Raw genomic sequence first — 19,525 nt, forward strand, 5'->3', positions numbered from 1 at the left:
TGATTGTCTCAAAAAATAGTTGCAGTTCCTTTGTTCGCAACTCTTATTTTTTGTTTGGTTGAAATTGATTATTGGCAAGCTGAATATCATGTGTAGCAAGCTCAGAAAGATATTTTTCTAAAACAACAGTTTGAACTTCATCAGCAGTACCATTTTCAACGTACATTTTTACTTTTAAGCCAATCAGATCTTGCGCGTCTTGAATGGGGCTTGTTAACGTAGGGGCACTATGGATTGCAGCTACTTGTTTGGTCAATTTATGTGTTGCCCTTTCAATAAGTGTCTTACCAACTTCCAAATCAGCTAAATTATAAAAAGCCAGAAAAATAGTGACAACTTGATCGTGACGAGAATGATTCGCAATAGCTGTAATGGAACGATTGGGAATGAAATTCGTGGTACCATCATCAGACAACACCTGTGTAGAACGCAGGCCGATCTCAGTGACTTTGCCGCTCACATTCTGAATGGTGACCGAATCACCAACATCGATTTGTCCATCCAACAGAATAAAGAGCCCATTGACAATGTCACTTACAAGTCCTTGTGCACCAAGTCCAATAGCGATACTAATAATTCCAGCTCCGGCAACCAGTGTTCCTACTGGGACACCGATAATTGAAAGCAGTGCGTATAAGTAAAAGAATAACACAACATAGTGAAAAATATTAATGACCAACCTGAGCAGTGTCACTGCCCGGTTAGGAATAGCATCATTTAAATGATGATACTTTTGTAATCCACGTGTTAAGAATTTTTTACCTAAGGAATTAATAATCCAAAACAGAAGCGAAATTAAGATGATTTCAACAACATGATTGATTAAAGCCTCTGCCAAAGCTTGCCAATCAAATGCTGAAAAATAATTTTGGAAAGCTTTAATTAGTGAAGTGGGGGTACTGGCAGCCCCAATAAAAAAGTTAATAGGTCTCATCTCCTTACATCTTGATTTTAACAGACTCGATTTTCTTTGTAAGCCATTTTTGATAAAATATTAACTGCTTTTTTAATTGCAGTGAAGAATTTGTAATGATATGCTTAAGACAATCAAGGTAACAGGAGGATAATTATGACAGGTGGCGGAATCGCAGCAATTATTGCTGCAGTAGCTTTGTTGATATTAGTGTTATTTATTGGACTTGTGTTGGTGAGAGCTTCAAAAATTTTAGTAGAAATTAATCGTAGTTTAGCTGTTGTAACCAAGGATGTTGACTTGCTATCCAAAGAGGCAGAGGATATTATGGCTAATGCAAATAACTTGTTGGAGGACGTGAACGGTAAAGTTGCGACCATTGATCCTGTTTTTCAGGCGATGGCTGACTTAGGACAGAGTACTTCCGACTTGAACGAAGCGACTCGAAACCTAACCAGCAAACTTACCAAACCAGGTAAAAAAACGGGTAAGGTTTCAACAGCCTTTAAGGTTGGCAAGGGTGCAGTCAACATGTATCGAGAACGCAAAAATAAATAACAGATTTTGAGGAGGTTTTCAAAATGGCAAAAGGTAAATTATTATTAGGAGTTTTAATTGGTGGGGCAGCAGCCGTTTACGGAACTTTGAAATTAACGGGTACGACTAAAGAAGAGCTAATCAAGGCTGCTCAAAGCCGTGTGAATCGTTTTAGAGAACAAAATGATCTCGAAGGCGAAGACTGGGAGCAAGAATTAAAAGATCGTGTTTTTGATTCTGCAGTTGAGATTAAAAATAAAGTGCTTGAAAGTAAGGATGAGTTGTTTGGTGCAGCATCAGATAGTTTTAGTGAGTCGACGGATGCACTGAAAAATGAGTTAGATGCAGAAAATGATGTTTTTGTAAATGGTGCTGAGACTTATGATGCGCCAACAGAGGTTTTTATGCCGCATACGCATAAAAATGATTCACCGGCCGAGTAATTAAACATAGAAAAAAAGCACTTGCAGGCTGAACTTGCAAGTGCTTTTTTGATTGATGATTAACCAACATAAGTAAGCTTTTTTGAAGTGTGAGTGAAAGGTTCGCATCCTGTTTTGGTAATGTGAACACAGTCTTCAATACGAACACCTGCCACACCGGGAATGTAAATACCAGGTTCAATTGAAAAACACATGCCTTCTTCAAGTGTCATCTTGTTACCGGCCATAATGGAAGGAAATTCGTGCTCACCCATTCCCATGCCATGACCAAGGCGATGGATAAAGTACTCCCCATAACCGGCCTTAGTAATGATATCACGGGCAATTTTATCTAAATCTTCAGCAATCATGCCAGGCTTAGCTTTTGCTTGCGCAGTCAATTGCGCGTCTAAACAAACTTTATAAATATCTAAGGCCTTGTCGCTAGGCTTACCAACCGCTACGGTCCGTGAAGAATCACTAATATACCCTTGGTGAATTGTCCCTAAATCAAACAAGACAAGTTCATTATTTTCGATTTTGTTCATTCCTGTTGCACCATGAGGTTCAGCTGCATGGGCACCAGCTTGAATCAAGGTGTCAAAACTCATTTGCATGACACCTTTTTTCTTTAAGACATATTCTAATTCGGCTGCAATCTCAGCTTCAGTTCGACCCGCTTGAACGGCTTCAAACCCAACTTGGAATGCCAGGTCTGCTTCACGGCCAGCTGCGTCTAGCTTTTCAATTTCATCTGGTGTTTTAATTAATCGAAGCTTTTGAATAGTTGGGGTTAAATCTTGATCAAATTGTGCAGATGGAAATTGGCTTTTCATGGCATTATAGTGATCAATGGTTAGATGACTTTTTTCGATGGCCCATTTGGTTGGATTGGAAACACGTTTTTTGATTTGTGCGGCAATCATTGCAAAAGGTTTTTCATGGTCTAGATAACCATAAACGGGATAATTCCAGCCCGTATCATGAATAGCTTCAACCTCGAGTGCAGGCGCGAATAAAAATGGGTCCTGATCAGCAAAGACAAATAAGCCGAGAATTCTTTCTACTGGATCACTAGCAAAGCCGGTAAGATATTCGATTGATTTGGGATCGCTAATGTAGGCGACTTGGATTTCTTGGGTGCTCACCCATTGGCGGACCTTATCTAACTGTGACATTGTATCGTCTTCTTTCTATAATTAATCATTATAAATATTATATCACATCACTTAGGTCTTGAAATCTTGGAAAAAAAGAGTTATATTTTTCATGAAAGCGTTTTCGATACTTGCACAACTTACTCATTTTTGATAACGTTAACAAGGCGTGAAAACTTATGAAAACGTATAATAACGTACAAAGGAGACTTAATTTAGAATGGAAAAACAAACAGTAACGATTTACGATGTTGCCAGAGAAGCAGGCGTTTCAATGGCTACAGTTTCGCGAGTTGTGAATGGCAATCAAAATGTAAAACCAGCAACTAGGCAACGTGTTAATGATGTCATCAATAAATTGGATTATCGCCCAAATGCAGTTGCACGAGGCTTGGCAAGTAAGAAATCCACCACAATTGGTGTGATTATTCCAGATGTTACGAATGCTTATTTTGCTTCATTAGCACGTGGAATTGATGATGTGGCTTCTATGTATAAGTATAATATTATTATGGAGAATTCCGACGAAAATGACCAAAAGGAAATGTTGGTCTTGAATACCTTACTTGCAAAACAAGTAGATGGTATTATTTTCATGGGTAATCGTGTCACAGATAAATTACGCGAAGAATTTTCGCATTCCAGGACGCCAATTGTTTTCGCTGGATCAGTAGATGACCAACAAAGCGTGCCGTCTGTCAGCATTGATTATGTCAAATCAACCGTTGAGGCAGTTGGCAAATTAATCAAAGAAGGTAGTAAAAAAGTGGCCTTTATTAGTGGGTCATTGAGCGAACCGATTAATGGTAAATATCGATTGGCTGGTTATAAACAAGCTTTGCAGCAAGCCGGTTTGAAATTCGATGAAAAACTCATCTTTGAAACAGATTACAGTTATGAAGCAGGTATTAAATTGGCCAGTCAGCTAAAAGGCACTGAAATTTCAGCTGCCTTTGTTGGCGATGATCGATTAGCTGCAGGTGTCTTGAATGGGCTTACGGATCAGGGGGTCAAAGTACCTGAAGATTTTGCTCTGATTACAAGTAATGATACTCAGGTGGCACAGCTGGTTCGGCCACAGTTAACCTCAATTACACAACCCCTTTACGACATCGGTGCGGTTTCAATGCGCTTATTGACTAAATTAATGAACAAAGAAGAGATTGAAGAACCAATTATCACGTTACCATATGGATTAGACAGTCGAGAAACGACTCAAAAATAATTTTTGATTTTTGTTTTTGGAGTCACAAAATAGGCTAATTAAGTGTACGTCTGTACATTTGATTAGTCTATTTTTATGATATTCATTTTGGAAATTTATCGTTAAACTGTATCGGTTTTGCTAAGGTTCGAATCAGCTGACAAGGGAACCCATATTTGTTGTTGTACCAAGCAACATTTTTCGACCTCGGTTTTGAGAGGGCAAAAATTGAACCATAAGTTGTATGAATCACATCACTAGAGAAAGTTGTTCTTCATTCCAACCAAAACTTTCGCTATTTTTTGTATAGGGTTTGATTTTATCAACCGTTAAATGCGGCATTTTAAGTAAGGTCACAAGTTCAGCTAATGAACCATTGACAAGCAGAATTATTGAGTTATGCTTGGTTTTAAATTCTGTTTAGATTGAAGTGAAATGTATGTTGAAAATTCGTAAAATCGAACCAAATGATGATCAAGCAGTGAAAAAAATTATTCAAGATTGTTTACGTGATGCCCATTTGAATATTCCTGGAACTGCATATTTTGATCCTCAATTAGATTCATTGGCCGAGTACTATAACAACTTACCAAAAAGTATTTATTGGGTGGTATTTGACGATTTGAAAAAAGAAGTGGTTGGCGGATGTGGCGTTGGACCGGTTCCGGGTCACCCTGATATCTGTGAGTTACAAAAATTATATTTGAAGCCAGAAGCTCGCGGGCACGGCTTGTCAAAAATCTTGCTAAAAAAGGCGCTTGAGTTTGCGCAAGTGTATTACCAAAAGATGTATGTGGTTACTGATACAAAATTAGCGGTTGCCAATGTGCTCTATCAACATGCAGGATTTACAAAATTAGATCATCCGCTAACTGGGGATGAACATTTGGCTTGTGATACTCAGTACCTAAAAAACATCTAAATTCGTTAAATGAAAAAACGATAACAAAAGTTAAAAAAAGATTGACTTTTGAAAAGATAGGATTAAGATAATGTTTAATATTATAAAAAATAAGTAGATGAGTAAGTCGGATATTGTGTTTAGAGAGTCGTTGGTAGGTGAGAAACGATGACAATTACTGACTGAAGATGGTCTAATTTAAATTTCGTTAGTTGAGCTGAATTGTAAGGCTACCGCGGGAACTCCCGTTATAGAGTTAAGGTATAATTTTAATTGTACCTGATGAGGAATAATTCGTGAGGATTGTTCGAAAAAAGGTGGTACCGCGGAAAAAGAACACACTTCCGTCCTGAATCTAGAAATAGATTGGGATGGATGTGTGTTTTTTTGATTGGAGGAATTTTATATGACAGGTTTCAATACAAATTTAGTTCACGGCGAATCAATTCATGACAATCAGACCGGTGCAGTTAACACACCGATTTATAATTCTTCAACGTATGCTTATCCGAGCGCAACTAGTAAGGTGCGTTGGGATTACGAACGGTCAGGAAATCCAACTCGAGAATTCCTAGAAAAACAAGTTACACGTTTGGAGGAGGGGAAGAACGGTTTTGCTTTTGCCTCAGGGATGGCGGCAATTCATGCAGTATTCGCAATTTTCAAACCCGGCGATCACATTTTAATTGGTAATCAGATTTACGGCGGCACTTATCGGATTTTGAACCAGTATTTTAAAGAGCGTGGTACTAGTTTTTCAGTAGTCGATACGACAAAGCTGGAGACAATTGAATCAGCCATTCAGACAAATACAAAGGCCATCTATTTTGAACCTGTTACGAATCCACTCCTTCATGTTTCTAGTGTGACGGCGGTAGCAAAAATAGCAAAAAAACATCAATTGCTTACCATTGTAGATAACACATTTTTGACACCTTATCTACAAAAGCCTTTAAAATTAGGCGCTGATATTGTGGTGCATTCTGCGACAAAATATTTAGGCGGTCATTCAGATGTGATTGCTGGCTTAGTCATTACTAACAGTGAAAAACTAGGAAAACAAATTTACTTTATTCAAAATGCTTTGGGTGGTGTTCTTTCACCTGAGAGCGCGAATCTTATTAGACGGGGAATTCAAACCTTGTCAGTTCGTATGGATCGTCAACAACAAAACGCGTTTGATATTATTCGCTTCCTTAAAAAAAGATCAGAAGTAACCCAAATCTATTATCCAGGAATTGAAGGTACGAAAGATTACTTGATTGCCTCTCGCGAGTTGAAGGGGTTCGGTGGGGTTTTATCATTTGAATTAGGTGAAAAAGTAGATGCAGTTGCCTTTGTCAACCATCTGCAGTTAATTAGATTGGCAGTTAGTTTGGGAGCTGTCGAAAGCTTAGCAGAATTACCTTATGAAATGAGTCATGCAGAATTACCACCTGCAGAACGAATGAAAGCTGGAATTAGTCCGAAGTTAATTCGGTTAGCCGTTGGTATTGAAGATAGTCAAGATTTAGTTGCAGATCTCGAACAAGCGCTTGAATTTTCGGTAAATTCAGTGACTTTAAATCAAGCAAATGTTCAGTAGGAGGATGAAATTAATGACAAAAAGTAAATTTGATACACTCAAAATTCATGCAGGGTACGATCCAAAAGATCATCATTTTGCTTCATCTGTGCCCGTTTATCAAACGGCTGCATTTGGTTTGGAAAACACGGCAACAGCCGACAAAATTGTTACTGGGAAATTGGCAGGGCGATATGATTACTCACGAGATGGCAATCCGACTGTGCGAGTATTTGAAGAGCGTATTGCCGCGTTGGATGGAGGCGTGGATGCCGTGGCGGTTGGCTCAGGGATGGCAGCCATTTCTTACACGATTTTAAATGTCGCCGAAAATGGTGGTCGAATTATTGCACCTCGAAATATTTATGGTTCTAGTCTAGATGAGTTTCGAACCTTCTTTCCTAAGTTTGGAATTAATTTTGACTTTGTAGACGATATTAATGATTTTAAAACCGTGAAACATTTGATTGGTGAGGATACAAAAGCCATTTATGTTGAAAGTGTGGCTAATCCCAGCACTGAAATTGCCGATTTAGAAAAACTGGCGGAAATTGCTCATGCAGCTTGTATTCCGTTGATTGTAGATAATACTTTTCCTACACCATATCTTTTGCGACCATTTGAACATGGTGCTGATATAATCGTTTATTCATCTACCAAAGGCATAAATGGACATGGTAACGTAATATCAGGTTTGATAGTTGATCACGGCACATTCAATTGGGATAATCCCAAATTTCCACAGTTCAGTGAATTAGAATTTACTCTAGGTGATGAAGATTTACATAAGCAAGAAAGTTTTGTAAGCAAATTTGGGCAACAAGCCTTCATTAAAAGAATTCGAATGAAGTATTTGCGATTGCTAGGAGCAGTTTTAGAGCCAGTGGATGCTTACTTAATTTTATTGGGATTGGAAACAATCTCAGAAAGACTAGATCGTGAGGTTGCCAGTGCCACTAAGATTGCTGAATTTTTATCCACGAATGAGCATGTTAAAAAAGTTTTTTATTCTGGAATTGAAAAAGACAATCTACTAGTCAAAAAATATTTCCCTAAAGGTGTTGGCGGTATTTTATCATTTGAACTAGCTGGAAACATAAAGAATGTGGCAACTTTAATTGATAATGTGCATGTTTTTAGTTATTTACCTAATATTGGTGATTCGCGTTCCTTAATTGTGAATCCAACTCGTACAACTCATCGCGAAGTCCCTAAAAAAGTTCGAGAATCACAAGGGTTGAATGATCAAGTCCTACGACTATCCATTGGGTTAGAAAACGTTGATGATCTTATTGAAGATTTAGATCAAGCGATTGAGAAGGCATTTGAGTAAAAATAAGGGAGAGTTCATTTAAAAAAGAGCTCTTCTTTATTTTTGGGTGGCTAGATTTTTTTAAGTCGCAATCAATGATAGTCGAATGGGTGGTTAACAGAAAGTTAACTGGATTTAATGTTAATCCAATGTTTTTCAATATTAAATGGTTTGATAAATCAAAAATATAGTTAGTTAGTGGTAACTATAGCTTGCCAAAAATCTTGTAATTTACTATACTAGATAAGGTTTTACTAACTATAAAAATTCATTAAAAGAAAAGAGGAGTTTGGAAATGTCAGGACATTCAAAATGGCACAATATTCAGGGTCGTAAAAACGCTCAGGATGCTAAACGTGGAAAAATTTTTCAAAGAATTTCACGTGAAATTTATATGGCAGTCAAAGCTGGGGGTCCTGACCCTTCTGGTAACCCTCAGTTACGTCTAATGATGGATAAGGCTCGAGCTGCAAATATGCCGAAAGATAACATTAAACGTGCCGTTGATAAAGGTTCTGGTGTCGGTGGTGCTGCATACGAAGAAATTACCTACGAAGGTTATGGACCCGGTGGCACAGCGATTATTGTAGAGGCTTTGACGGATAATAAAAACAGAACAGCTGCTGCAATTCGTTCTGCCTTCACACATCATGGTGGTTCTTTGGGTGCAAGTGGTTCTGTTTCCTATATGTTTGACCGAAAAGGTTACATCGTGATTTCCAGAGAAGACAATGATACCGATGAAGATATGATGATGATGGACGCACTTGACGCAGGCGCTGATGACATTCAAAGTTCTGATGATGCCTTTGAAATTTATACAGATCCTAAGGCATTGGCAGAGGTTCGAGACGGTTTGGAAAAGGCTGGTTACAAGTTGGCAACGGCTGAACTAACCATGATCCCTGAAAATGAAACACCAGTACCGGAAGCTAAACGTAGCCAGTACCAAGGGCTAATCGATGAATTAGAAGATAACGATGACGTTTCCGAAGTTTATGAAGCTGCGGAAATGCCAGATGAGGATTAAACGATATCTAAATGAAGCACAAGGAAATTTTTCCTTGTGCTTTTTTTGTTACAAAAAAAATAAATGCCTTTTTTTTCGTACTTAGTTATGAGAGGAGGTTAGAACATTGAAGTTAGAAGAATATGTTCAAAAATTTATGTCTTTGTGTATCACCAAACGAGCGACCGATTTGTATTTTTTGCCAAAATTAGAGGACTATCAAGTGATGTACAAAAAGTTAAATCATTGTTACTTAATTCAAGAAGTTTCTAAGCAAACTGGCGAACAGTTAATCGCTTTTTTTAAATTTCAGGCGGACATGGCCTTAAGTGAGAAAAGGCGCCCGCAGACGGGTGCTTATTATTGGCATCACGGTAAAGATAAGGTGCATTTACGTTTGTCCACAGTTGGAGATTTCCTTAATCGCGAGAGTATGGTGATTCGTTTTATTTATCCCATTGCTGAGGCTCAAATTCAACACTTGGATCCTCAACAATGGCAAGATCTGATCGAACTAACAGATAAACGTGGATTACTTCTTTTTTCTGGGCCGATGGGATCGGGAAAAACAACTGCAATTTATCAATTGGCGCGGCATTTATCGCAAGAAAGAGTCGTGATGACAATTGAAGATCCGGTTGAAATTTTTGAAAAGAATTTTTTGCAGTTACAGGTTAATACGCGAGCACAAATGACTTATGAGCAATTATTGAAAGTTGGATTACGTCATCGACCAGATATTTTTATTATTGGTGAAATTAGAGATAGTCATACCGCCAATATAGCAGTTAAGGCCGCTTTAAGTGGGCATCTGGTTTTAAGTACCGTACATGCTCAAAACGTTCATGGTGTCATTAGACGGTTGAAACAATTGGGAGTTGATGCTGAGATGTTACAACAATCTGTGTGTGGTATTAGTTATCAACGGTTATTGCCACTAGAAAATGGAGAAGTAGCAGCACTTTTTGATCTTCTATGGGGTGAAAAATTGCGACAAGCGTTTGAATCCACACAATTTGATCAGATGACAAGTGATTGGGGGAAATGTCTTGAACGAGCCTATCAAAAACACCTTATTTCAAAACAAACCGCTAAAGTTTATCAAGAAGGATAAATTGACAACTAAGGATCAGGCCAGATTTTTTTCGATTTTGGCTGATTTGTTATTAGTCGGCTTTAGTTTAGGCGAAGCATTGAACTTCATTAAAGTCGTATTACCGACTAAACAGATGGTTCTCGAAAAGATGATTCAGTCCTTGAAACAGGGTGAGGCATTTTCAAAAGCTGTTCAAATGCATGTTAAAGAGGACATTTATTATCAGATTTTGATTGCCGAAAAGCATGGACAATTAGCGGAAAGCTTAAAGACATTAGGAAACTATTTAAATGTCAAATTTGCTCACAAATCGCGACTCATTCAGCTTTTAGAATATCCGGCATTGTTAATTTTCTTTTTAGGCTTATTAATGATTGGCATGAAAACCTATATTTTTCCACAGCTTAGCCAGTGGAACTTGGCAACCCAGGTTCACAAGTTTAAATATACGGCACTCTATAGCTGGGGTGTTTGGGGTAGTCTGCTGGGAATTTTGAGTTATTTCTTCAGAAGCTTTTCTAAGCAACCTATTTTTAAAAGAGTTGAGGTACTATGTCGATTACCAATCATAGGCAAAGTCTATCAAACTTATTGTCATTACTATTTATCCTTAAATTTGGCCATGCTTTTAAAAAGTGGATTAGGAATAAAAAGCATTTGTGCGCTGTTGGAAAGTTTCTCGCCCACGTCACTACTTTACCAAATTGGTGATGCTTTAGAAAAACAATTAATGGAAGGGCAACAAGCCGTTTCGTTTATTAATCGATATCCCTTTATTCCACAAGAACTTAACGTCTTGTTAAATAAGGGCAGTACCACTGACTCTTTGGGGCAAGAATTAGTGATGTTTTCTAGAATTAAATACCAAAAGTTGACACAACAAGTTGAACGGCTAATTGGTTTTATGCAGCCGCTGATGTTTTTGATAATTGGACTCATTATTGTTTTCATGTATCTGAGTCTTTTACTGCCAATGTATCACTCAATGGGGGGAGTTTATAAATGAAAAAAATGCGAAAATTCCAAAGAGGCTTTACTTTAATAGAAATGACGGTTGTTCTTTTCATTATATCTTTGCTAATTTTGATCGTGTTACCTAATATTGCCCAACAAAGAAATAGCGCTAAGACAATTCATGGCAATGCGATGGTAGAAGTCGTTCAGACTCAAATCGATTTGTATGAAAATGAGCACCAAAAGTTACCAGCTTCGCTTGATGAGTTAAAAGAGGACGGCTATTTGACAGAAAAACAAGTGGCTCAAGCAGAGCAGAACCATATTAGTATCAAAGATAATAAGGCTGTTAGATAGATTTGATGCACGTATATAAAAGAGGCTTTACGTTGGTTGAAACTTTAGTTGTGCTTGGAATCGCAACGCTACTGATTTCAACCAGTGGATTAAGTTTTAAAAAGACAATTGCGTGGCAGCAAGAACAGGCATTTTGGTCAAACTTTGATACGGAATGGAAACAATACGAACGTTTTGCAAATTTAGATGGAACCATCACATATATTACTTTTAATCATAAGAGCGGCACCGTTAGTTTTAATCCACTTAAAGTTTTTCATAAAGATGCACATTCTGTAAAAATCCCAGATTCGCTTCAACTATACAGTGATCACGAAGTCAAAATTGGCAGTGACGGTTACGTGAAACCACAAACAATTTCGTTTCATTCTGATAGGGATGATAGTATATACCGATTGACAATTCAGTTAGGATGGGGTGTTTACCATGTTAAAAAAGAATAAATCGGGATTTGTATTAAGTGAATCGTTAATTTCACTTAGTATCATAAGCATGACGTTAATCTTGGTTCACAATTGTGTGCAAAATGAGCACCAAGTAGCTCAAAAATTGGGCGAATCCACTGATGTTAGTCGCACTTTATTGACTGCCAGTCGACGCTTAGATGCGATCAAGTCGGAAACAATATCACTAAATTCAGGAACGCTTGAAGTCAAAAAAGATGGGATACTCTTAAAAAGTGAACACCGGAAAACGTTGAGGAAAATCGACTTTGAATAAAAAAATGGGCTTTACGCTGCTAGAGACTTTGCTTGCAATACTCATATTAGGGATTATTTTCCAAATTTTTTCCTTCAGTACAGGATTTACTAAAATACCATTACAAACTCAAGTAAATTCACAAAATTGGCAAATTTTAGTAAATGAACTTGAGTCCGCTAAGCATCGTTTTCGATTTCATAGAGGAAGTGCCACTTATGCTTATCTGGAAAGTTTAGAAGAAAATAAAGTGTATAAGCTGGCAAAATATCAAGATCAATTGCGATTTTCCCCCGGATACATGCCACTCATTACAAACGTGCGTGCTGTGGATTTTAATTATAACGAGCCATTTCTAAAATTAACGATAAAATTTAATAATGAAGAAGTGAAAACTGATGAGGTCTATATTCCCAAAAAATAAACCTGGTTACGTCTTGTTAAGTGCGCTGTTGTTTTTAGTGTTTTTTAGTGGTCTTGTCCTGCAGATCGAACATGGTCAAAGGACTGTATTAATCTCGCAGGTGGAAACGAATGAATCAAATGATGCAAAGGTTTTGTGTAATTTGCTGATTGCAAAACAAAAAGATGAGAAGCAATGTCAGTATTTCAAGACAAATATTGGTACAGTTGAAATAAAAGGTGACAAATTTGTGGTGACTTTGAAAAATCAGCACAGTTTTAAATTTCCCGTGAGTGATAAACCGCTATGAATGCCATTTAACTTTAATTCATGTTAAGATATTTTCAGAGCTTAAGTTAATTAATGAGGTGGAGATCACGAATAATAGTGAAATTGAACAAGTATATAAAATTATTGATGCCAGTACAGAAGAATTACAAGACGCGCTTGATTCTTCGTATCTGGATGCTTTGATTGAAACGGGAAATAATTTGATTTCTGGTAAGGTACAAGTTGAAGACGGATTACCAACACCGGAAGTGAAGCATAATTTAGAACATTTTTATAACGAATTGGATTTAGCACGTTTAGAACCCGAGGCGATTCGGCAGGCACTCCAATTGGCAATGTTGAAAGCTGTTCAAAAGGATCATATACAGGCAAATCATCAAATGACGCCGGATACCATTGGAATGCTTTTTGCGTATCTTATCCAAGTGCTTCACGATGATGATCAAGAGCTATCAATTTTAGATCCAGCGGTGGGAACGGCTAATTTGTTGACAACAGTCATGAACGACATTCATCGCAATCATGAAAACAAAGTGGTGACTGGCATAGGAATCGATAATGACGATTCGATGCTTGCTTTGGCTGGGATCAATACACAGTTACAACGTTTAACGGTTGATCTTTATCACCAAGACGCACTGGATCAATTAATTATCAAAGCGGCTGACGTTTCGATTTCAGATTTACCAGTTGGCTATTATCCCATTGATCATCGTGTTGAAAATTTTGACACGCACAGCAATGAAGGACACTCCTTTGTCCATCATTTATTGATTGAGCAAGCCATGAAACATACAAATCCAGGAGGATTCGGAGTGTTCTTGGTACCTAGCAATTTATTTCAGACTAATCAGTCGGCGGGATTGTTGAATTTCTTTAAAAATAGAATTTATTTACAAGGCTTTTTGAATCTTCCAAAGGATTTATTTACCAGTGCTAGTTTACAAAAATCAATTCTTATTTTACAAAATCATGGTGATCGAGCAGTACAAGCAAAACAAGTCCTATTAGGTGATTTCCCTTCGTTTAAACAAAAAGACGCAGTGCAAAAATTCTTGATTGAAATTAGGCAGTGGCATCAAGAGAACTTTAGAGCTTAATTTTACTTCATTCCAGAATTTCGATATGATTAGATATAAATGTGTTATAACTAACGCTTAATATATTTAATGGAGGAAATATGGGGAAAAATGAAGAAAAAAATTTATCGAGAGGATTAAAAAGTAGACATGTACAGTTGATAGCCATTGGTGGCACAATTGGGACTGGGCTGTTTTTAGGAGCCGGCCAATCCATTCATTTGGCTGGGCCATCGATATTACTTGCGTATGCAATTACCGGTGTAATGTGTTTTTGGTTAATGCGGGCATTGGGCGAACTGCTTTTGTCGGATCTAAATTCTACTTCGTTTGTTAACTTTGTGGCTAAATATTTAGGCAAACGTGTGGGGTTCGTGACTGGGTGGACATATTGGGTTTGCTGGGTAACGATTGCAATGGCTGAAATTACAGCCGCGGGACTGTATATGCATTTTTGGTTTCCTAAATTACCACAGTGGATACCAGGATTTATTATCTTATTAGTTCTTTTGGCAATGAATTTGATTACTGTGGAGCTTTTTGGAGAAACTGAGTTCTGGTTTTCAATTATTAAAATTACGGCAATTCTGGCTTTAATCGTAACAGGAGTTATCCTAGTTTTGTTGCATTTTAAAACCTCGGTTGGTCATGCCTCATTGAGTAATTTAGTAGCATATGGTGGCTTTTTTCCTAAAGGAATCAAGGGATTTGTGCTTTCTTTCCAAATGGTCGTTTTTGCTTTTGTTGGAGTGGAAATGGTTGGTATGACGGCGGCCGAAACTCAAGATCCACAAAGGGTAATTCCAGAAGCGATTAATGACATTCCAATGCGAATTGGATTGTTTTATGTTGGGGCGCTCTTCTTTTTGATGGCAATTTTTCCTTGGCGATATGTGTCACCATCGTCCAGTCCCTTTGTGCAAGTGTTCCAAAATATTGGGATTTCTGGAGCTGCGGCAATAATTAATTTTGTGGTATTGACGGCGGCAGCATCGGCTTGTAACAGTGCGTTGTTTACAACCGGGCGTATGTTGTTTTCGCTAAGTTATAACCGTAAATCCAAATTGGCGAAAAAATTAGGCAAACTTTCACGGACACAAGTGCCTGCAAATGCAATTTTAATGTCAGCGGCCGTAATCGCGCTAGCAGTCATTTTGAATATCTTTATTCCAGGAAAAGTATTTACATTTATTTCTAGTGTTGCTACAACCTGTTTTTTATTCATTTGGGGTGCCATAATTCTTGCACATCTCAAGTATCGTAAACTGATTTCTCAACAGGCCAAGGAAGCAAGCCCGTTTAAAATGCCTCTATATCCGTTTAGTGATTATATTGTGTTGGCGTTTCTTGGTTTTGTAGGTGTGGTGTTGCTGTTGAAAGTAGACACTTTGATCGCTTTAATTGGCTCGGTGTTGTGGTTTGTGGGGCTTAATTTGGTTTATTTAGTTCAGAAAAGGTCTAAAACAAATTCAAATATATAGTATCAAGACGTGTCAGGGTTAGACACGTCTTTTTATGTGTCTAAATAAAGATACTGTAAAAAAGCAGTCGTTATGTTATATACTAAAACAAGTGAACAAAAAATGAGGGATAGTTTTGAACTTTTTTACTGCAGATACACATTTTTTTCATAAGGATTTGTTAGGATATAATGATTTTGCACCACGACCATTTCCATCAGTTGAGGTGATGAACGAAACCATTATTAAGAATTGGAATGCACGAGTGAAGCCGGCTGATACGGTTTATCATTTAGGTGATATTGCGCTGTATTTCACCCATCCAGCAAAATTGTCAAATGAAGCCGTTTTTGAAGTGTTGAAGGCACTAAACGGGCATTTGATCTTGATTAAAGGTAATCATGATAGTCGTGATTTGTTTAAGTTTTTGGATCACCATAATTTCATACTTACAGGGAAACCTAAGTTTGAATTTCATGATGTTGGTGCTTTGATAAAGCTTAATCATCGTCAGTTATACATGACGCACTATCCCATGATGATGGGAATTGTTAAACAAATTATCAATTTACATGGGCATATTCATCATTATAGTGTCAATATAAAAGAGGATATTAATGTGGGTGTTGATACGCCGGAGAAAGCCTATTTGGATTATGAAATTCCGTTTGGCACACCATTTTCAGAAACGGATATTGAAAAAATGATTATCGGAAAACGTGAAGATTTTGCAAAACGAGGCTAATTAAAAAGGAGGCGGAAAAATGAGCGAAACAAAAAAGGATAAACCTGAAGATGGTCCTAAGCGGAGACCAGTGGTAAACACGGTTGACGTTTTGGATGAAACCAACCTTCTCATTAATGGACATCAATATCAAATGGCCAAGAACATAAGGGATGCTTTTGATCGTGAGCAATTAGCTGAACGGTTCAGTCCAGTTTTAAGTAAGTATGATTATATCGTTGGTGATATTGGTTATGAACAGTTGCGCTTAAAGGGATTTTACAGTGACCAAGATCGACATGCGCCAGATGATGAAAAACAAAGTGCTATCGAGGATTACCTTTTAGAATACTGCAACTTTGGTTGTGCCTATTTTATATTGAAAAATTTAAGTGTTAATAAGACAGCTAAACAGCGGAGTTTGAAAACTAAAAACGTGACTGAGAAAACACATAAAAATAATGTTAAATCAAAGAAAGGCCGGAAGCGGACGCATAAGTTCAAACAAAAACCTTTTACGCAAGAGAAAATTAAACAAGAAAAAGCTGAAAGTGTCAAACAAAGAAAAAATAAAATTACAGAAGTTCACAAACGTGGTAAGCGTTCGTTTACAATTCGAGAGACAAAATGAGGAAGATTAGATGATTTCAGATTATAAAGGGTATTTAATTGATTTAGATGGGACGATTTATCGTGGGCGAGACAAAATTCCGGCGGCAGCTCGGTTTATAAAAAGATTGCAAGATACACACACAGATTTTTTGTTCGTCACTAATAATACGACTAAATTACCAGATGATGTGGCTAAAAACTTACGTGAGAACCATGATATTGATGTCACCGGTAACGAGGTTTACACGGCAGGGCTTGCAACTGCAGATTATTTGGATGGTATTGCTGGTGACAAGCGTAAAGTTTATGTCATTGGTGAGCTAGGGTTAAAGCAAGCACTCATGAACAAAGGCTTTGTATTTGATGAAGTGCACCCTGACTGGGTAGTTGTCGGTTTAGATTATGATGTCACCTATCATAAATTTGAATTAGCCACGCTGGCGATTAAGCGTGGGGCAACATTTATTGGCACGAATGCAGACACTAACTTACCTAATGAGCGGGGGCTAGTTCCAGGAGCAGGTTCGTTAATTGGGTTTGTGGAAAGGTCGACACAGCAACGTGCTACTTACGTTGGTAAACCAGAAACTATTATTATGCAAAAGGCAGTTAAAAAAATAGGTTTGCCAAAAGAAGATGTTGTCATGGTTGGCGATAACTACATGACGGATATTTCAGCAGGAATCAATTTTGGAATTGATACTTTACTAGTCTATACAGGAGTATCCACACCGGAGTTTGTGGCTAATCAGGATATCCAACCTACGCATGCAATTCGTTCATTTGATGAATGGAAGTAGTAAAATGAGATGGAAACGTTTCGGTCAGTGGTTCGCATTTCACTTGTTTGGGATTTCTTTAGCTATTTTTTTAGTCATTAACAGTACTATTCTGTATCGCTGGACGCTGTCGTGGAATGGTGTTTTATCAGCCGTTCATTTATCGGAAGCACAACTCATGAAAAATTATCATCAGTTGATCAGTTACTTAAGCTTTCCCTGGATTACGAAACTAAAGATGACGAATTTCACAAGTTCAGCGGCAGGACTGCAGCATTTTTCGGACGTGAAAAAGCTATTTATGTTAAATGATGTTGTGCTACTTGTTTCTGGAATTTTGGTTTTCTTTTTTGTCAGAGAACTTGTCCGCACAAAAACGCTTTGGCGCGTTATTCGACAGATGCAAGTGTCCTTGCTAGTTCCAGTTTTTGTCGCAGTTATGATGAGCATTTCGTTTGATCAATTCTTTATTGGCTTTCATGAAGTGTTATTCCGTAATGACGATTGGATGTTTGATCCACAAAAAGATCCGATTATTACCGCTTTGCCGGAGACATTTTTTTTAGAATGTTTTGTGTTATTTTTTGTGTTAATTGAAATCTATTACTTGATCTTTTTATGGTTAGGAAAAAAGCAACTAAAAAATGCCCACTAGATAGCAGGCATTAACGGTAAAATTCTTGTTTGGGAATCGTGAAACAATCACGATTCCTTTTTAAATTGCTTTTTTACGAGTTTTAAGGAATGATATTAGAATTGGAATTAAGGAAATTAGAATAATGCCGATTACGATTACTGAGAAGTGTTCTTTAACGAACGGGAAGTTGCCAAAGAAAAATCCGGCGCCACAACATAACGCTACCCAAGTGGCTGCGCCAAGGATGTCGAAAACGATGAACTTTTGAAATTTAAAGTTACTCCCACCAGCAACAAAGGGTGCAAATGTGCGAATAATTGGCATGTACCGTGCGAAGGTGATTGAAACACTACCATAGCGTTCAAAGAAATTTCTGGATTCATCTAATTTTTCCTTATTGATGAATTTTCCGAACAAATGGTGTTCTGTTAAGGCATTTCCAATGCCACGACCGATGAAGAAATTAGTTGAATCTCCAAGCACGGCTGCAAAGAATAAAGAAAAAACGAAAACCCAAATGTTGAGATTGTACGTGCTATTAGCAGAAAGTGCAGCAGCAGCGAATAAAAGAGAGTCTCCTGGTAGAAAAGGTAAGATGACTGCACCAGTTTCGACGAAGATTATTGCAAATAGGATAAGGTAAGACCAATTACCAAACGTATTTACGATAGAAATTAAGTGTTCATCAATGTGTAAAACAAAGTCAATCAAAATAGACACAATATTCCTCCATAACATGTAATATTAAATTAGAGTGCTTTTTAAAACACAAGTATTGTATCATATTTCGTGATTCGCTAAAATAAACTTTAGTATAAGAATGTAAAGGGGGATGAAAAATGCAAGTTGGTGATGTTATTCAGGGAACCATAACTGGCGTTCAAAAATATGGGCTGTTTGTGGAAAATAAAGACTTGAATTTTAAAGGGTTAGTTCATATTTCTGAATGTAGTCATGATTTTATTGCGGATCTTGCAGAAATTTATGAAGTTGGGCAATCGATTTCTTGTGTGATTGTGGATATTGATCCGGCTAATGAGCGTATTAGTTTGTCAATTAGTGCGTTGCGTCAAAAGAAATTATTGCATGATCTGCCAAAGCCTTCTCCAATTCATGCGTATCGTAAATTTTATTGGACCAATAAAGAAGAAAACATTGGATTTCAAAGCATTGCAAGCGTTTTGCCTTTATGGAAAGCGGCGGCAAAAAAACGATATCATATTCAATGAGTTTGCTAGTAAAACAAGCAAAATGGCTAGAAATTGTGTATAGAGTTTCAACTAATGTGAGATTAATTTATTAAACATGCTTGACCAAGTAGGATTTTCTTGTTATTATATTCAAGGTCGTTTTGAACGAGAAAAGGAAATTTAGCTTTGAAAAAAGTTGTTGACTTTTTCAAATCAAGATGATAA

The 19,525-nt window shown here is 37.4% G+C and carries 23 protein-coding genes; 20 read left to right on the forward strand and 3 right to left on the reverse strand.

Annotation, left to right across the window (positions count from 1 at the left end; genetic code table 11):
• Positions 1-43: 43 nt before the first annotated feature.
• Positions 44-934, reverse strand: a complete 891-nt coding sequence (locus IV80_RS09570) for a mechanosensitive ion channel family protein (protein ID WP_057752806.1) — start codon at positions 932-934, stop codon at positions 44-46.
• 135 nt (positions 935-1,069) lie between these two features.
• On the opposite strand from IV80_RS09570, the gene IV80_RS09575 reads away from it, so the two are divergent.
• A complete protein-coding gene (locus IV80_RS09575) occupies positions 1,070-1,471 on the forward strand; it encodes a DUF948 domain-containing protein (RefSeq protein ID WP_057752808.1) in 402 nt (133 codons plus the stop codon).
• Positions 1,472-1,494: 23 nt separating this feature from the next.
• Positions 1,495-1,893 carry a hypothetical protein gene (locus tag IV80_RS09580; RefSeq protein ID WP_057752810.1) on the forward strand — a complete coding sequence of 133 codons (399 nt, stop codon included), beginning with the start codon at positions 1,495-1,497 and terminating at the stop codon, positions 1,891-1,893.
• A gap of 59 nt (positions 1,894-1,952) precedes the next feature.
• On the opposite strand, the gene IV80_RS09585 is transcribed toward IV80_RS09580, so the two are convergent.
• Positions 1,953-3,050 carry a M24 family metallopeptidase gene (locus IV80_RS09585; protein ID WP_057752812.1) on the reverse strand — a complete coding sequence of 366 codons (1,098 nt, stop codon included), beginning with the start codon at positions 3,048-3,050 and terminating at the stop codon, positions 1,953-1,955.
• 199 nt (positions 3,051-3,249) lie between these two features.
• Between IV80_RS09585 and ccpA the strand changes: the two genes are divergently transcribed.
• The 17 genes from ccpA (at position 3,250) to IV80_RS09675 (ending at position 18,128) form a co-directional block, all read left to right on the forward strand.
• The gene (ccpA, locus tag IV80_RS09590; RefSeq protein WP_057752813.1) at positions 3,250-4,254 is read left to right on the forward strand and encodes a catabolite control protein A; all 1,005 of its coding nucleotides are present in this window, start codon (positions 3,250-3,252) and stop codon (positions 4,252-4,254) included.
• Positions 4,255-4,672: 418 nt separating this feature from the next.
• The gene (locus IV80_RS09595; protein WP_236699599.1) at positions 4,673-5,155 is read left to right on the forward strand and encodes a GNAT family N-acetyltransferase; all 483 of its coding nucleotides are present in this window, start codon (positions 4,673-4,675) and stop codon (positions 5,153-5,155) included.
• A 385-nt stretch (positions 5,156-5,540) separates the two neighbouring features.
• Positions 5,541-6,719 carry a trans-sulfuration enzyme family protein gene (locus IV80_RS09600; protein ID WP_057752815.1) on the forward strand — a complete coding sequence of 393 codons (1,179 nt, stop codon included), beginning with the start codon at positions 5,541-5,543 and terminating at the stop codon, positions 6,717-6,719.
• A gap of 13 nt (positions 6,720-6,732) precedes the next feature.
• Positions 6,733-8,031 carry an O-acetylhomoserine aminocarboxypropyltransferase/cysteine synthase family protein gene (locus tag IV80_RS09605; protein WP_057752817.1) on the forward strand — a complete coding sequence of 433 codons (1,299 nt, stop codon included), beginning with the start codon at positions 6,733-6,735 and terminating at the stop codon, positions 8,029-8,031.
• A 274-nt stretch (positions 8,032-8,305) separates the two neighbouring features.
• Positions 8,306-9,040, forward strand: coding sequence for a YebC/PmpR family DNA-binding transcriptional regulator (locus IV80_RS09610; protein WP_057752819.1), 735 nt, complete (start codon positions 8,306-8,308; stop codon positions 9,038-9,040).
• A 106-nt stretch (positions 9,041-9,146) separates the two neighbouring features.
• Complete coding sequence (gene comGA / locus IV80_RS09615; protein ID WP_236699600.1) at positions 9,147-10,133, forward strand: competence type IV pilus ATPase ComGA; 987 nt, start codon at positions 9,147-9,149, stop codon at positions 10,131-10,133.
• A gap of 1 nt (position 10,134) precedes the next feature.
• A complete protein-coding gene (gene comGB / locus IV80_RS09620) occupies positions 10,135-11,121 on the forward strand; it encodes a competence type IV pilus assembly protein ComGB (protein WP_162259304.1) in 987 nt (328 codons plus the stop codon).
• Entirely contained in the window at positions 11,118-11,426 is a 309-nt protein-coding gene (comGC, locus tag IV80_RS09625; RefSeq protein ID WP_057752823.1) for a competence type IV pilus major pilin ComGC, read from the forward strand. Before comGB ends, comGC begins: the two co-directional genes overlap by 4 nt.
• 5 nt (positions 11,427-11,431) lie before the next feature.
• Positions 11,432-11,869 carry a type II secretion system protein gene (locus IV80_RS09630; RefSeq protein ID WP_261763753.1) on the forward strand — a complete coding sequence of 146 codons (438 nt, stop codon included), beginning with the start codon at positions 11,432-11,434 and terminating at the stop codon, positions 11,867-11,869.
• Complete coding sequence (locus IV80_RS09635) at positions 11,853-12,146, forward strand: hypothetical protein (protein ID WP_057752827.1); 294 nt, start codon at positions 11,853-11,855, stop codon at positions 12,144-12,146. Before IV80_RS09630 ends, IV80_RS09635 begins: the two co-directional genes overlap by 17 nt.
• Entirely contained in the window at positions 12,139-12,549 is a 411-nt protein-coding gene (locus IV80_RS09640) for a ComGF family competence protein (RefSeq protein WP_057752829.1), read from the forward strand. The genes IV80_RS09635 and IV80_RS09640 overlap by 8 nt, the downstream gene beginning before the upstream one ends.
• Before the next feature lie 347 nt (positions 12,550-12,896).
• Positions 12,897-13,919, forward strand: coding sequence for a class I SAM-dependent methyltransferase (locus tag IV80_RS09650; RefSeq protein ID WP_371861653.1), 1,023 nt, complete (start codon positions 12,897-12,899; stop codon positions 13,917-13,919).
• Between the two features lie 80 nt (positions 13,920-13,999).
• Positions 14,000-15,379, forward strand: a complete 1,380-nt coding sequence (locus IV80_RS09655) for an amino acid permease (RefSeq protein ID WP_057752832.1) — start codon at positions 14,000-14,002, stop codon at positions 15,377-15,379.
• Between the two features lie 115 nt (positions 15,380-15,494).
• Entirely contained in the window at positions 15,495-16,103 is a 609-nt protein-coding gene (locus tag IV80_RS09660) for a metallophosphoesterase family protein (protein WP_057752834.1), read from the forward strand.
• Between the two features lie 19 nt (positions 16,104-16,122).
• A complete protein-coding gene (locus tag IV80_RS09665) occupies positions 16,123-16,713 on the forward strand; it encodes a YutD family protein (protein WP_057752836.1) in 591 nt (196 codons plus the stop codon).
• 10 nt (positions 16,714-16,723) lie between these two features.
• The gene (locus IV80_RS09670; RefSeq protein WP_057752838.1) at positions 16,724-17,494 is read left to right on the forward strand and encodes a TIGR01457 family HAD-type hydrolase; all 771 of its coding nucleotides are present in this window, start codon (positions 16,724-16,726) and stop codon (positions 17,492-17,494) included.
• A 4-nt stretch (positions 17,495-17,498) separates the two neighbouring features.
• Positions 17,499-18,128: a TIGR01906 family membrane protein gene (locus IV80_RS09675; protein WP_057752840.1), complete on the forward strand. Its 630-nt coding sequence runs from the start codon at positions 17,499-17,501 to the stop codon at positions 18,126-18,128.
• Positions 18,129-18,188: 60 nt separating this feature from the next.
• On the opposite strand, the gene IV80_RS09680 is transcribed toward IV80_RS09675, so the two are convergent.
• Positions 18,189-18,830, reverse strand: a complete 642-nt coding sequence (locus IV80_RS09680; RefSeq protein ID WP_057752841.1) for a VTT domain-containing protein — start codon at positions 18,828-18,830, stop codon at positions 18,189-18,191.
• Between the two features lie 119 nt (positions 18,831-18,949).
• Here IV80_RS09680 and IV80_RS09685 point away from each other — a divergent pair, with 119 nt between their 5' ends.
• Entirely contained in the window at positions 18,950-19,339 is a 390-nt protein-coding gene (locus IV80_RS09685; protein WP_057752843.1) for a S1 RNA-binding domain-containing protein, read from the forward strand.
• The last annotated feature ends 186 nt before the right edge of the window (positions 19,340-19,525 follow it).

The sequence above is a fragment of the Pediococcus cellicola genome (assembly GCF_001438655.1).
Taxonomy (GTDB): Bacteria; Bacillota; Bacilli; order Lactobacillales; family Lactobacillaceae; genus Pediococcus; species Pediococcus cellicola.